General features: G+C 59.2%; 13 protein-coding genes. 10 read left to right on the top strand and 3 right to left on the bottom strand.

Features of this window, described 5'->3' with window-relative positions:
- Window position 1 precedes the first annotated feature (1 nt).
- Window positions 2–1,237: an adenylate/guanylate cyclase domain-containing protein gene (locus ACR0J8_RS05775; RefSeq protein ID WP_170815751.1), complete on the bottom strand. Its 1,236-nt coding sequence runs from the start codon at window positions 1,235–1,237 to the stop codon at window positions 2–4.
- 61 nt (window positions 1,238–1,298) lie between these two features.
- A complete protein-coding gene (locus ACR0J8_RS05770; protein WP_480524248.1) occupies window positions 1,299–1,751 on the bottom strand; it encodes a MarR family winged helix-turn-helix transcriptional regulator in 453 nt (150 codons plus the stop codon).
- A gap of 57 nt (window positions 1,752–1,808) precedes the next feature.
- Here ACR0J8_RS05770 and hmgA point away from each other — a divergent pair, with 57 nt between their 5' ends.
- From hmgA to fahA, 3 genes are read left to right on the top strand one after another with little or no spacing between them, the layout of a single operon-like run.
- Window positions 1,809–3,164, top strand: coding sequence for a homogentisate 1,2-dioxygenase (gene hmgA, locus ACR0J8_RS05765; RefSeq protein WP_480889141.1), 1,356 nt, complete (start codon window positions 1,809–1,811; stop codon window positions 3,162–3,164).
- A gap of 6 nt (window positions 3,165–3,170) precedes the next feature.
- Window positions 3,171–3,794: a LysE family translocator gene (locus tag ACR0J8_RS05760; RefSeq protein ID WP_480524244.1), complete on the top strand. Its 624-nt coding sequence runs from the start codon at window positions 3,171–3,173 to the stop codon at window positions 3,792–3,794.
- 39 nt (window positions 3,795–3,833) lie between these two features.
- Window positions 3,834–5,090 carry a fumarylacetoacetase gene (gene fahA / locus ACR0J8_RS05755; protein WP_480524243.1) on the top strand — a complete coding sequence of 419 codons (1,257 nt, stop codon included), beginning with the start codon at window positions 3,834–3,836 and terminating at the stop codon, window positions 5,088–5,090.
- A gap of 99 nt (window positions 5,091–5,189) precedes the next feature.
- Here the strand turns inward: fahA and ACR0J8_RS05750 are convergent, their stop codons facing one another.
- Window positions 5,190–6,071, bottom strand: coding sequence for a LysR family transcriptional regulator (locus ACR0J8_RS05750; RefSeq protein ID WP_480889139.1), 882 nt, complete (start codon window positions 6,069–6,071; stop codon window positions 5,190–5,192).
- Between the two features lie 103 nt (window positions 6,072–6,174).
- Here ACR0J8_RS05750 and ACR0J8_RS05745 point away from each other — a divergent pair, with 103 nt between their 5' ends.
- From ACR0J8_RS05745 to ACR0J8_RS05715, 7 genes are all read left to right on the top strand, one after another.
- On the top strand, window positions 6,175–7,617 hold the full coding sequence (locus ACR0J8_RS05745) for an aldehyde dehydrogenase family protein (protein WP_480524239.1): 1,443 nt from the start codon (window positions 6,175–6,177) through the stop codon (window positions 7,615–7,617).
- The gene (locus ACR0J8_RS05740) at window positions 7,617–8,594 is read left to right on the top strand and encodes a membrane dipeptidase (RefSeq protein WP_170614801.1); all 978 of its coding nucleotides are present in this window, start codon (window positions 7,617–7,619) and stop codon (window positions 8,592–8,594) included. Before ACR0J8_RS05745 ends, ACR0J8_RS05740 begins: the two co-directional genes overlap by 1 nt.
- The gene (locus ACR0J8_RS05735) at window positions 8,591–10,276 is read left to right on the top strand and encodes a hypothetical protein (RefSeq protein WP_480524238.1); all 1,686 of its coding nucleotides are present in this window, start codon (window positions 8,591–8,593) and stop codon (window positions 10,274–10,276) included. Before ACR0J8_RS05740 ends, ACR0J8_RS05735 begins: the two co-directional genes overlap by 4 nt.
- Window positions 10,273–10,860 (top strand): DUF3726 domain-containing protein, encoded by a 588-nt coding sequence (locus ACR0J8_RS05730; RefSeq protein ID WP_480524236.1) that lies wholly within the window; start codon window positions 10,273–10,275, stop codon window positions 10,858–10,860. The genes ACR0J8_RS05735 and ACR0J8_RS05730 overlap by 4 nt, the downstream gene beginning before the upstream one ends.
- 10 nt (window positions 10,861–10,870) lie before the next feature.
- Window positions 10,871–11,881 carry an Ldh family oxidoreductase gene (locus ACR0J8_RS05725; RefSeq protein WP_480524234.1) on the top strand — a complete coding sequence of 337 codons (1,011 nt, stop codon included), beginning with the start codon at window positions 10,871–10,873 and terminating at the stop codon, window positions 11,879–11,881.
- Window positions 11,882–11,982: 101 nt separating this feature from the next.
- The gene (gene iadA, locus ACR0J8_RS05720; protein ID WP_480889136.1) at window positions 11,983–13,149 is read left to right on the top strand and encodes a beta-aspartyl-peptidase; all 1,167 of its coding nucleotides are present in this window, start codon (window positions 11,983–11,985) and stop codon (window positions 13,147–13,149) included.
- 56 nt (window positions 13,150–13,205) lie between these two features.
- A complete protein-coding gene (locus ACR0J8_RS05715) occupies window positions 13,206–14,093 on the top strand; it encodes a cyanophycinase (protein ID WP_170614806.1) in 888 nt (295 codons plus the stop codon).
- The last annotated feature ends 20 nt before the right edge of the window (window positions 14,094–14,113 follow it).

Raw genomic sequence — 14,113 nt, 5'->3', positions numbered from 1 at the left:
GTTATTCGGCGGCCCTGTAGACAGTAAACAGCTCTTTCGGCTCGGTCACACCGCGCAACATGTAGCGGCCCAACGATACAAGCTCGTGACTGCAAGGCTCGGCGGCCCGGGCGACGTCGTCTGATATCAGGATTCGCTGCCCCAGAGACCGGTGCATGCCGGAGATGCGGGCGGCCTGATTGACAGCGGGTCCGATCACGGTGAAATCCAGCCGGTTTTCCGCTCCGATATTGCCATAGAGGATCTCACCTGCGTGCAGCGCCAGGGTGTAACCAACAACGCGCAGACCCTCTGCCTGCCGCTGCGCGTTCCTTGCGGCCATTCGATCCTGCAACAGCGCCACGGCAGCAAGCGCGGCGCGGGCGTCTTCGTCGATTTCCCCGACATCGAACATGGCCATCAGCCCGTCGCCCATGAATTTCAGGATATTGCCACCGCATTCGTGCACGACCGCCACCACAACCGCCAGATAGTCATTCAGCATTTCGATGATTTCCGGGCCGGGCAATTGCTCGGACAGGCTGGTGAAATCTTCAAGATCGAAGTTCCAGATCACGGCGTCGATCTGCTGTAGCGAACCGCGGCGAATTTCCCCTGACAGCACCCGGCGACCCGCGTCCCGGCCCAGATAGACGCGCATCAGATCCCTGGCCATCCGGCTATTGGACGCCGATTTGAGCGCAAGTCCCAGATGGGGCAAGACGGAATTAATCAGGTTCAGATCATGATCGCGGAACCCCTCGGGCGCGTCGCTGGTCCAGGACATCAGCACTCCGTCGACCGAAGTGTCCGGTTCTTTCAGGGCCTCGCGCATGGGACGCTCGAAAGACACGCCTGTTGCGTAATAGTCCGTGGCACCCTGCTCGCGCAGTTCATTGAGCAAAGGAAAACGGCTGGGCGTGTTCTGATCGACCAGCCGTTCACGCAGGTCCTGCATGTCCTCTGTCATCAACGCATAAAGCGGGCTTTGCTGCCATTGCGGGCTGGGTTCTTCGGAATACTCGAACTTCTGATAGTCTCCGCCATGCCCGTGATACCAGCTGTATCCTGTGCCGCCATACACCGGGTGCAGGGCGGATTGCGCCGCGTGAAATCGCATGAGGGGCACACCCAGATCAACCAGTCGCGCGCAGTACCCGTCCAGCAACTCTTCTTTTCCGGCCCCTTCCAGCCCCCGGTCGACCAGCCATTCGATCAGAGAGTCCGCTTTTGCCGTTTCGGTGTCGGGGGCCGTCATATTCAAGTCCTGTATCAAGTCTCTTGATCATCTGGGGTAAGGGACGGCAAATTACCAGTGCTCAAACCATTCCCGCCAGCTTCCGAAGCATTTGCCGCAACAGGATAACCTCGTCATCGGAAAACGCATTGGCAAGCTTTGCGTCATATTGCTCGGCAATGTCGCGCAGTTCGCGATATACGCGCGTGCCGGCGTCCGTCAGCCTGAGATGCTCGACCCGGCGGTCCGTGTCGCTTTGGGTGCGCGCCAGGTAACGGCGCTTTTCCAGCCGCTGAACCGCCCGGCTGATCTTGGTCTTGTGCACCTTGGCCCTTTGGCCGATCTCCTTAGCGGTCATTTCCCCGAAGTTGCCAAGATGGAACAGCACGCGCCATTCGGTGCGCAGCATGCCGTGCCGCCCTTTGTAAATGCGCTGGAACTCAAGCGAAACCTCTTCCGCAGCCATGTTCAGAAGAAACGGCAGGAATTCCTGCAGATCAAAGTCATCTTTTTTGTGTGAATCGGGCTTTGCCATACTTGTTAGTTACAAAATCAACTATTACCCGACAAGCAGCAAATGGAGGAACACAGGATGAACCGTCCGACTGATCCACACAAACTGACCCAGGCCAGCACTCCGGTCGGGACCCACGCGGGCTACATGCCCGGCTTTGGCAACGACTTCGAAACCGAGGCTTTGCCGGGTGCGCTGCCGCAGGGCATGAACAGCCCACAGAAATGCAACTATGGCCTTTATGGCGAACAGTTAAGCGGCACAGCTTTTACCGCCAACCCGCCCGAGCGGACCTGGTGTTATCGCATCCGCCCTTCGGTCAAGCATTCACACCGTTATGAAAAGATCGACCTGCCGCACTGGAAATCTGCACCCTGTGTTGATCCGGATGTGATCAGCCTGGGTCAGTATCGCTGGGACGCGGTCCCGCATTCTCAGGAGAACCTGACCTGGCTGACCGGAATGCGCACCATGACGACAGCAGGCGACGTAAACACGCAAGTCGGAATGGCGAGCCATATCTATCTGGTCACCGAGTCCATGGTGGATGACTATTTCTATTCCGCCGATTCCGAATTGCTGGTCGTGCCGCAGGAAGGCCGCCTGCGCTTTGCGACCGAGTTGGGCATCATTGACCTGGAGCCGAAAGAGATCGCCATCCTGCCGCGTGGTCTGGTTTATCGGGTCGAAGTGCTGGAAGGCCCGGCGCGCGGCTTTGTCTGCGAAAATTACGGGCAGAAGTTTGAACTTCCAGGCCGTGGCCCCATTGGCGCGAATTGCATGGCCAATCCCCGCGATTTCAAGGCACCTGTCGCCGCTTTTGAAGATCGCGAAACCGCGTCGACCGTGACCATCAAATGGTGCGGACAATTCCACACGACAAAGATCGGGCACAGCCCGCTGGACGTCGTGGCCTGGCATGGAAACTACGCGCCCTACAAATACGATCTGCGCAATTACTGCCCGGTCGGCGCAATCCTGTTCGACCATCCCGATCCGTCGATCTTTACCGTCCTGACCGCTCCGTCCGGGCAACCCGGCACGGCCAATATCGACTTTGTTCTGTTCCGCGAACGCTGGATGGTGATGGAGGATACGTTCCGCCCGCCCTGGTATCACAAGAACATCATGTCCGAACTGATGGGCAATATCTACGGTCAGTACGACGCCAAACCGCAGGGCTTTGTTCCGGGCGGCATGAGCTTGCACAACATGATGCTACCACACGGACCCGACAAGGATGCCTTTGAAAAAGCGTCGAATTCCAACCTGGGTCCGGACAAGCTGGACAAGACCATGTCCTTCATGTTCGAAACGCGGTTCCCGCAGCATCTGACGCCCTTCGCAGCCAACGAGGCGCCCTTGCAGGATGACTACATCGATTGCTGGACTTCGCTTGAGAAAAAGTTCGATGGAACGCCTGGAAAGAAGTAGTCAGCCATGAGCCTGGACATCTGGATCACCTATGTCGGAACCGTCCTGCTGTTGATGAGCACTCCGGGGCCGAGCCAGTTGCTGATGCTGTCAAACTCGGCGGCCAACGGCTTTTCCCGGGGTCTGTTCACGACAGCAGGGGATCTGACGGCAAATCTGCTGCAAATGCTGGCGGCGGGTCTTGGGCTGGCGACGCTGATTGCCACATCGGGCATGGCACTGACCGTGATCAAATGGCTCGGCGTGGCGTATCTGGTCTTTCTTGGCGCACGATCCATCCTGCGGGCTGAACGCAAGACGCTTCAGAAAGCCGTCAGAACAAGCCGGAAATCACTTTGGGCGCAAGGGTTTACCACGTCTGCGGCAAACCCGAAGGCCGTGGTGTTCTTTGCCGCCCTTTTCCCGTTGTTCATCGACGGCGCCTACCCGTTCTGGCCGCAGTTTGCCGTTTTGTCGGCGACCTATCTGGTCATGGACGGCCTGTTCCTTTCGGCCTATGGCGGCAGCGCAAGCTGGCTGGCCAGACGGCTCAGGGGACAGGCGCGGCTTTGGCTTGACCGGGCGAGCGGCATTTTCATGATATTGGCGGCAATACTGCTTGGGTTGAAGTCCCTCCGCCCGACAGCATAACGGCGGAATCACGCTACAAGACACAAAAAAGGACAGACCATGCCTTTGAAAAAATCCTGGGTGGCTTCGGCCAATGACGCGACGCACCCGTTTCCGCTGAACAACCTGCCCTATGGGGTCTTTTCGACCGAGGGTGAAGAACCCCGGTGCGGCGTCGCCATCGGAGACATGATCCTGGACGTCACCTCTGCCGAGGCCGAAGGCCTGATCAACCTGGGTGACGAGCCGCTTTTCGATTTGCCCTTTTGGAACCCGCTGATGGAGGAAGGCCCGGCCGTCTGGGGCGCATTGCGCGATCGGCTGACCGCCCTGCTGGCCGACGGGTCGGACGAACAGGCAAAGGTCCAGCCACTGTTGGTGCGACAGGATGAGGCCGAGTTGCACATGCCCTTTGCGGTCAGCGAATACACCGATTTCTACGCGGGCCGGAATCACGCCTTCAACGTCGGGACAATGTTCCGTGGCCCCGAAAATGCGTTGCCGCCGAACTGGCTGCATATCCCGATCGGTTATAACGGGCGCGCCTCATCCGTGGTGGTTTCGGGCACCGATATTCGCCGCCCTTGGGGGCAGCTCAAATCGCCCGATCAGGATCTGCCGACATTTTTGCCCAGCCGCCGGTTCGATATCGAGCTTGAAATGGGGGCAATTGTCGGCACTCCGTCCGATGGTCCGATCTCGGTTCAGACGGCAGATGACCACATTTTCGGCTATGTCCTGCTGAATGACTGGTCCGCGCGCGATATTCAGGCATGGGAATACCAGCCGCTGGGCCCGTTTCAGGCCAAGGCCACCGCGACTTCGATCAGCCCGTGGATCGTCACCAAGGCAGCGCTTGAACCCTTCCGGTGTGACACACCGGAGCGTGAGTTCGAATTGTTGGATCACCTCAAGGATTGCGGCCCGATGCTCTATGACATCGAGCTGGAGGTCACGATGGCGCCCGAAGGCAAGGCAGCCACCACCATCGCGCGAACGAACTACAACGAGATGTACTATTCCGCTGCGCAACAGTTGGCCCATCACTCCACATCGGGTTGTCCGATGAATGCAGGTGATCTGCTTGGGTCAGGGACGATTTCGGGCGAGACAAAAGCCGAACGTGGATCCTTGCTGGAACTCAGCTGGGGTGGGAAGGAACCACTTACGCTGGACGGCGGAGAGACACGCAGTTTCATCGAGGACGGTGACACACTGACTCTGAAAGGTGCGGCCAAAGGGGATGGGTATGTCATCGGGTTCGGTGATTGCGTCGGAACCGTTCTGCCGGCACTGTCTGACCCCTATAAGTCCTGAGTTTTTTTGGAGACTTCCGCCGGTCCTGCAGGCAGGCATCGGCGGGGGTCTCCATTGCAAGACTGTGGTGCGTTTGTAGTCATCATGTCTTCCGCGTCATCATTGCCCGCCTCCCAGATCAAGGCCCTGAATGAAGGCACTGATCTCATCAGTCATGTCCTGAAACCGTGACCGTTCGCTGACATAAAGATAGACCTGCCTTTTGTCTGCAAGGTCCGAAATGGGCCGGAAGGCCGTCGCCTCGGGGATGAACTGGGCAACGGTTTGCGGAAGAACCGTCACCCATCTGCCTGTGCGCACCATCGTTACAAGCGAGTGTGTGTTGTGGATGGTGACATCCGCACTTTCGATGGCCTGCACAAATCGCGGCGAGCGGATCAGGCCGCACAATGCGTTCCGGATAAACGGAGCCGATGCGACATCATCAATTGTCGGTGCGGCTTCAGCTTTGATCAACGGATGGTCCGACGCGCAAACCAATCCGAACAGGTCTTCAAACAGGGCAATCGCCCGGAACCCGTTCAGTGCGTGGTGGCCCGAGGCAATTCCGATATCAGCCTTGCCTTCGACCAGCGCGTCGAGCACCTGCTGCGTATCCGTATCGCGCAGCTCGATTTTGAGGCCGGGAAACCGCTGCGTCATATGCGCCAGCGCCGCTGGGAAAACCAGCGCCGCAACCGACGGGACCGAAACGATCCGCAACAGGCCGTGTTCGGCATCCGCTGCCGCCTCAATGTTCTGCACGGTTTGATCGAATTGACGAACCTGTTTCAGTGCAAGCTCGAACACCTGCTGCCCCAAAGGTGAAAGACGGTTCTTGCGCTCGCCCTCGAACAGTTTTTTGCCGAGGTGTTCCTCAAATTGCTTCAATGTCATCGACACGGCGGATTGCGTCCGCCCAAGCCTGTCGGCGGCTTCATTCAGCTGACCGGTTTGGGCAACGGTGCAAAAACACCGCAAAGTTTCGATCTTGACTGCCACGGTTCAAGATTCCTGAATTTTTCTTCACTTATTTGAGTTTGACTGATGTTGCTGCAAAAAGCCATCCTATCAGAAATCCTGTTTTTCGACTCTGGGGCGCATTGTGACCAAACTGAACCTGATCGCCGGCGAATGGCTGGCGGGAGAAAGCGAAATTGAAAACCGCAACCCTTCGGACCTGAGCGATCTGGTCGGCATGTTCGCGCAGGCCAGCCCGGACCAGCTGGACGCGACGCTGGATCATGCGCGCGTTGCGCAGGCCGAATGGGAGGCCTATCTGCCCGAGCGCAAGCAAGCCGTTCTGATGAATATCGGGAATGAGCTGATGTCGCGCGCCGAAGAGTTGGGCACGCTGCTGTCACGAGAGGAAGGCAAACCGCTGGCCGAGGGCAAGGGCGAGGTCTATCGCGCAGGCCAGTTCTTTACTTATTACGCCGCAGAATGCCTGCGTCAGATCGGTGAAAATGCAGACAGTGTCCGGCCGGGTGTCGAGATTGACGTACGCCGCGAAGCTGTTGGTGTTGTGGCGATCATCAGCCCATGGAATTTCCCAACCGCGACCGCTTCTTGGAAGATTGCCCCGGCGCTGTGTTATGGCAACGCGGTTGTCTGGAAACCCGCGAACATCACCCCGGCGTCGGCTGTGGCCCTGACCGAAATCATCGAACGACAGGACATCCCCAAGGGTTTGTTCAGCCTTGTCATGGGCTCAGGCCGATCCATTGGCCAACGGCTGGTGGAAAGCTCAAAGGTCAACGCGATCTCTTTCACCGGTTCGGTTCCGGTCGGAAAGGGCATCGCTGCCGCCGCCATCCAGAACCTGACCAAGGTGCAGATGGAGATGGGGTCCAAGAACGCTCTGGCGGTGATGGATGACGCTGATCTGGATCTGGCCGTCACACTGGCGCTTGGCGGCGCTTTTGGCGGCACTGGCCAGAAATGCACTGCGTCTTCGCGTCTGGTCGTTCATGCCGGTGTGCATGATGCGTTTGTCGAAAAGCTCGTGGCCGGTGCGAAGGCCATGAAGGTCGGCCATGCCCTGCAGGATGGGGTGCAGATGGGGCCGGTTGTCAGTCAGCAGCAGCTCAAGGAAAACCTGAGCTATGTGGAGCTTGGCAAATCCGAAGGCGCCGAGCTTGCCTGTGGTGGCCAGTTGCTCGACATGCCGCATGACGGGTTCTACATGTCCCCCGGCGTGTTCCTGAACACGACCAACGATTTGCGCATCAACCGTGAGGAAATGTTCGCGCCCCTGACCAGCGTCATCAAAGTTGGCAGCTATGACGAAGCGCTGAGCGTGGTGAACGACACCAATTTTGGCCTGACCTCGGGCATTGTCACCAAGTCGCTGGCCCGCGCCACGCACTTCCGCCGCAATGCACGTACCGGTGTTGTCACGGTCAACCTGCCCACCGCCGGAACCGACTATCACGTGCCTTTTGGCGGGCGCGGCGACAGCTCGTATGGCCCGCGTGAACAGGGCAAGGCGGCGGCCGAATTCTACACCACCGTCAAAACAGCCTATATCAGCGCGGGTCCCGTCTGATGCGGATTGACGGGCTGCAATACGCCAACTGGTCGGAAAAGATTTTTCGCCAACTGCGCGAAGGTGGCGTGGACGCGATCCACGTCACCATCTCGTATCACGAGAATTTTCGCGAAACGGTTCTGAACTTTGAAAAGTGGAACCGCTGGTTCGAGCAGTATCCGGATCTGATCATGAAAGGCCGTTGGGCCAGCGACATCGACACAGCCCGCGATACCGGCCGGACGGCAGTGTTCTTCGGATTTCAGAACCCCAGCCCCATCGAGGACGATATCGGGCTGGTGGAAATCCTGCATGACCTTGGTGCGCGGTTCATGCAACTGACGTACAACAACCAGTCCCTTCTGGCGACCGGCTGTTACGAGGCCGAAGACACCGGCATTACCCGCATGGGCAAACAGGTCATCAAAGAGATGAACCGCGTAGGCCTTGTGGTCGACATGAGCCATTCGGCAGACCGGTCGACCATCGAGGCCGCCGAACTGTCCGAGCGTCCCATTGCCATCACTCACGCCAATCCGCACGAATGGTCTCCGGCCCTGCGCAACAAGCGCGCGGAGGTTATTCGTGCGGTGACGGAAAATGGTGGGATGCTCGGCTTTTCGGTCTACCCTCATCACCTGAAAGACAAATCCGCCTGCACGATTGAAAGTTTCTGTGAGATGATCGCACGTACTGCCGACACATACGGCGTTCAGCATCTGGGGATCGGCACCGATCTGTGCCAGGATCAGCCCGACAGTGTGGTCGAATGGATGCGTGTAGGGCGCTGGACGAAAGAGATCGATTACGGCGAAGGCTCGGCCAGCAATCCCGGCTTTCCGCCGATGCCGGACTGGTTCCGCGACAATCGCGATTTCGGCAACATCGAGGCCGGATTGCGTACCGTCGGCATGAGCGAAGACGAAATTGCCGGTATCATGGGCGGTAACTGGTATCGGTTCTTTAATGAAAGCTTCGGACCCCAACACGCATGACACCCCCCGCCCCTCATATCGCGCGACGTGATCCTGCGAAGGTGATGCGCCTTTCCCGCCTGGGCTCGCTGCATCAATGTCGCCTCAGCTTCATGCGGCAACTGACGCGGCGCATGGCGGAGGAGGCCTGGGTTTTCTCTCGCCCGGTCTTTGAGATTGATGACAACGGTGTCGGCCATGCGGTTTATACAGCTTGCGGTCCCGAGCGCGCGTATTCTCTGGTCGCGTTTGCCCATGACCTGCCGCCCGAACAACGCTCGGACCGGGTGATTGCCGAGGCGTGGGATGCCACTTTCACACTGTTTGACGGGGTTCCGACGTCCGAGGATATCGCGCGACTGTCAAGGAATGTCCCGCTGCAAGAGGCGGGGCGCGTCAGCGAAAGCGAACTGTCCTTGTCCCGGGCCAACCGGTCCGTTCGCTTATGGACCCATGTTGTCGACAGTCTTGCCGCCGGTAAACAGCCTGAACTGGAGCAAATTTACAAGGTCGGCTATCTGATGCGGACAACGGCGGTTTACGGTTCCGGCAAGTTCGGCGCGGCCGATCGCGAAATAACGGCAGATCGTTCCGAAGTTAGTGGCCCGTTCCAGATCGAGATGCTGTCAGTCTACCTGACCCGGGTTTTTGTGCGCGATCTGGTACAGCATATGGCGAATGTCAAAGGCAATGGACAGGCTGCGGTGCTTGACCCGCAAATCGCACGCTGGCTGGGCATCGGCAATTCCACAGGGTTGGGAATGGCGCCGTTTATCGTCAACCATCCGATCTTGTTCAACAACTGGATCATGGCACGGGAAGAGGCCATCGCCCGCGTGCGCGGCATCGAAACTGCATCCAGCGACGAAGTTCAAAAATTCCTGAACATCTTTGACCGCAGCAAGCTGTCGACCTCATGGTGGCGGTCGGATCACCCGATACAGATTGAAAAACTGGCGACTCTGAACGCTGATCTGAAGGCCATCTCGGACTATCTGGAACAGGATGACCTGACGCAGAACCATCCTTGGGACCGGCTTGTGCGCTGGTCAGAGAACACGCTCAACGAAGAAGGTCAAGAACTGGTCGTCTCGCTGATCATGGAACCCTACCCCGAGCTTGTGGATGGATTGGCAAGCTGCATGGCCGACAGCAACACGCAGGCGCATCTGATCGACGGCGCGATGACGGTGAAACAGGTCCGTTCGCTGATCCGCGAAAACTTTGACTGGGCACTGGATGTTGATTGGACCAACCCGCAGAATTGCGCACGGGCTTGGTATGTCTCGGAAGAAAAGCTGGAACCCAGATTGGGTGAGCGGTTCGAGGAGCCGATCTCGGACTATGAACAACCGCTGGCACCAGCACGTGATGCGGCACTTGCCTGCCAGCAGCTTGCCAGTTGGCAGGACAACGCACCTATCGCTGAGTTTCTGCTGCAACACCCGGAACACCGGCATACGGTTCGACGGGCTCAGATGTCATGCGTCGCGCCTTATGGCGAAATCCGTGACAATACGATCAGTGCAGATGTTCTGCCCATCGACATGTTGCGTGCCAAACTCTCGTTTTTCGGAGCAACCCATTTCGATCCGCGGTCAGACCGATGGGTTCGCATCTGCATGTATTCAGGCGCACCCTACCCCGAGGAATTGACCCCTCAAACGGCGGATCTGTGGGTTTACCCGGAGGCTGTGGAATGAGCTATTCCCTGAACGAGGTTGAAGCCACAGCCAAACGGGCCGCACGCGGCGCGGGCTACAGTTGGGGACTGGCCGAGGAAGCCGGCAAGGCAACACGCTGGCTATGCGCGCAGGGGTTGGACGGTACCGGAGCGCTGGCGCGGCTGCTGGAACAAGAAACGATCCGGTCAGGCGAACGCGGTCCGTGTCCCCTTTCAAACGGCGCATATCTGTCCGACAGCGCGCATATTCTGAAGTCAGACCCTATGATGTTGCGGCAAGTCGAATGCCCACTCCTTCTGGTGCCGTTTGCGGCCTATGCCGCACGTCGACTGGATACTTGTGTTGCAATCACCTGCGATGGCGCTGAGATTGTTACTGACGGAGCCGTTGTTTCAACCTACGATGCGCTGCCCAATCGTGCCGATCGCGTTGAAATCCGTCCAAGCGGCGATTTGACCAGCATCGCGCCACATCGATCCCGCGCCACCCCCAACCCAGGGGATTGGGAGACCCTGAACAGGTTTGCCCACCGCACCTACGCCCCCGCCACCGATGCCTCCCGCGTTCTGGGTGCCGGTGCCGGGCTTTCCGACAATGACTGAAGAGAAACCCATGATCGAAACCCGCACCCTGACCCTCGCAGAAATCGAAGATTTGGCCTTTCGCGCGCTTGTCGCTGCGGGCACCACCGAGGCCAACGCCCGCCCGCTGGCAGTGGCCACCGCTGCAACCGAAGCGGATGGTGTTGCAAGCCACGGCCTCGCCTATATCCCGATTTATTGTGAGCATGTGCAGTGCGGCAAGGTGGATGGTCGGGCCGAGCCCGTTCTGACCCGCCCGCGCCCCGGTGTCATCAACGTCGACGCGGCGACGGGTTTTGCACATTCCGCCATCGATCTCGGGTTCGAGGCGCTGACAAAGGCTGCGCGCGAGCAGGGCGTGGCAGTGCTTGCAATCCGCAACAGCTATAACTGCGGTGTTCTGGGATATCATACATATCGGCTGGCGCAGGCCGGTCTGGTGGGTCTGGGCTTTACCAACGCCCCCGCTTCGATCGCACCATCCGGAGGATCGAAACCTGTGGTTGGCACCAACCCGTTCTCGGTTGCGGTTCCCGGCCCGGACGGGCAGCCATCGCTGCTGATTGATCAGAGCGCCAGCACCATCGCCAAAAGCGAAGTGATGAAACACGCGCGCGAAGGCAAGGCCATTCCCGTCGGCTGGGCGCTGGACCCCGATGGCAACCCGACAACCGACCCCAATGTCGGCCTCAAAGGCTCGATGGCGCCGTCCGGCGGCTACAAGGGCGTGGGCGTTGCATTGCTGACCGAGGTCATGGCCGCCGCGCTGACCGGAGCCACACTGGGCATCCATGCATCGCCGTTTTCGGGTACCGCCGGCGGCCCGCCCAAGACAGGCCAGTTCTTTATTGCGATCGATCCCGCCGCCATATCCGGCGACAGTTTCGCCACTGGGATAGGCGCGTTGGTAGATGCAATCAGGGCGCAGTCGGGCGCCCATCTTCCGGGGGACGGTCGCGGCGCGAAGCGTGCAGCGGCAAAGACCGATGGGGTGGCTGTCAATGTTGCCACCCTGGACAAAATCGAAACCTTCCTGAACTGAATCTGGCGGAACATGATCCTCAGCTAATCGCACGGAACTGTTTGAGCTTTGCGAAAGGGTCAAATAAAGAACGTTCGTTTTGTATATGACGGACCACAGATATGCTGACCCTGATCAGGAATGCCAATCTTTTTACACCCGAGCCCTTTGGGATCGGTCATCTTTTGGTCGCTGCCGGACAGATCGTTTATCTGGGCCGGGACCTGCCTGATCTGGGCGGGCCGTTGCAGGTTGACGTGTTGGATGCCGAAGGCGCGCCGGTTGTGCCCGGTCTGATCGACGGCCATGCCCACATCACGGGTGGGGGCGGCGAAACCGGACCTGCCAGCCGAGTGCCGCCGATGGTATTGTCCTCGTTCACGCGGGCGGGCGTCACCTCGGTCGTTGGGGTTTTGGGGACCGACGATCTGACCCGCAATACGCAGACACTGGTGCAGCAGGCCTACGGTCTTCGCACAGAAGGACTTTCGGCCTGGTGCCACACGGGCGGCTATCACGTCCCGCTGACCACGCTGACCGGGTCCGCCCGTGGCGACATCGTGTTCCTTGACCCGGTCATCGGTGTCGGTGAACTGGCGATCAGCGATCATCGCTCCAGCCAGCCGACACTGGACGAGTTCCTGCGCATTGCCAGCGAGGCGCATGTTGCAGGGTTGATGACAGGCAAGGCCGGGATCGTTCATTGCCATATGGGGGATGGCGTGCGCGGGCTTTCGATGCTGGAACAGGCGATCGAGACCAGCGAAATTCCGGCCCGGGTCTTCAATCCGACCCATGTCAACCGCAACAAGCCGCTGTTCGAACAGGCCGTCGCCCTTGCCCGTCATGGCTGTTTCATTGATGCCACGGCCTTTCCCTGCGCGCATGTCGATCCGGGCATTTCCGCTGCCGAAGCCTATGTTCAGTTTCGTGATGCCGGCGGGCGGACAGACCGCTTCACCATCAGCTCCGATGGTGGCGGCTGCCTGCCCGCGTTCGACCATGAGGGCAACTTGACCCGTTTTGGCGTTGGCCTGTCTGACACATTGCCCGAAACGCTGGCCGAGATGGTGGGCATGGGCGTACCTCTGGATGAGGCTCTGCGCCCGTTGACATCAAATGTCGCCGACTTGCTGAAATTGCGTGGAAAAGGCCGATTGAGCGCCGGAAAAGACGCCGATCTGGTGGTTCTTGACGAAAACCTTGGCATACGGCATGTGATGGCGCGGGGGGAATGGCATGTCCGCAGCGCCCTAATAGCCCGGCGCGGCATGTATGAACAAATATAAGCGCCTGTGCGGCCCCGGCGGCTGCACCGCATCAGGACGAAGAAGGTAATCTTGACATGTGCCCTGCACCCGTTGATGCAGACACCCCTCGCGGGTTCATCATTCCGATTGGTGGCGGCGAAGACCGCGTGAAGGAAATGCAGATCCACCGCAAGTTCGTGGAGCTGTCAGGCGGCGCGGATGCCGACATCGTTGTGATCCCGACCGCCTCGATGCTGGAAGAAACGGGGCCGGACTATAACCGCATCTTTTCCGAGCTTGGCGCGGGTCAGGTCGAATTCCTGCCCATCTCGCGCCGCGCCGACTGTGACAACCCCGATTACGCCGGAATGCTGGACCGGGCGACCGGCATTTTCATGACTGGTGGCAACCAGTTGCGCCTGTCCGCGATTCTCGGCGGAACGCTGGTAGCGCAGAAAATCCGCCGCCGGAATGCGGCGGGCGTGCCGGTTGCCGGAACCTCTGCCGGGGCGTCGATCATGTCCGAACATATGGTCGCCGGAGGCAGCAGCAACTCGGCCCCCGCCGAAGGCAACATCACGCTTGCACCGGGCATGGGCCTGACCAACGCGGTGATCATCGACCAGCATTTTACCCAGCGCAACCGGCTGGGGCGTTTGCTAACCGCCTCATCTTTCAACCCTTTTCTGATCGGCCTTGGAATTGACGAGGACACCGCCGCCTTTATCGGCCCCGACAACGTCCTTGAGGTTGTTGGCAGCGGCACGGTCACGGTCGTGGATGCCAGCCATCTGACGCATTCGTCGATGTGGGATGCACGCCGGGGCGAAGCACTGAGCCTTTTGGGTCTTCGGCTTGACGTTCTGGGCGAAGGGTGCCGTTATGACCTGATGGCTCGCCAGGCCTTTCCGCCAGATGAGCATATGGCGTTCTGCACCTTGCCCGATTTGTCCGGCGATGAGGACGCCTCCGGGGGGAAATGAACAATTAATAAACGAGGAGC

Source organism: Ruegeria sp. N11, from assembly GCF_056531525.1.
Note: the sequence above shows the minus strand (reverse complement) of the source record. Positions and strands in the feature narration are given on the sequence as shown.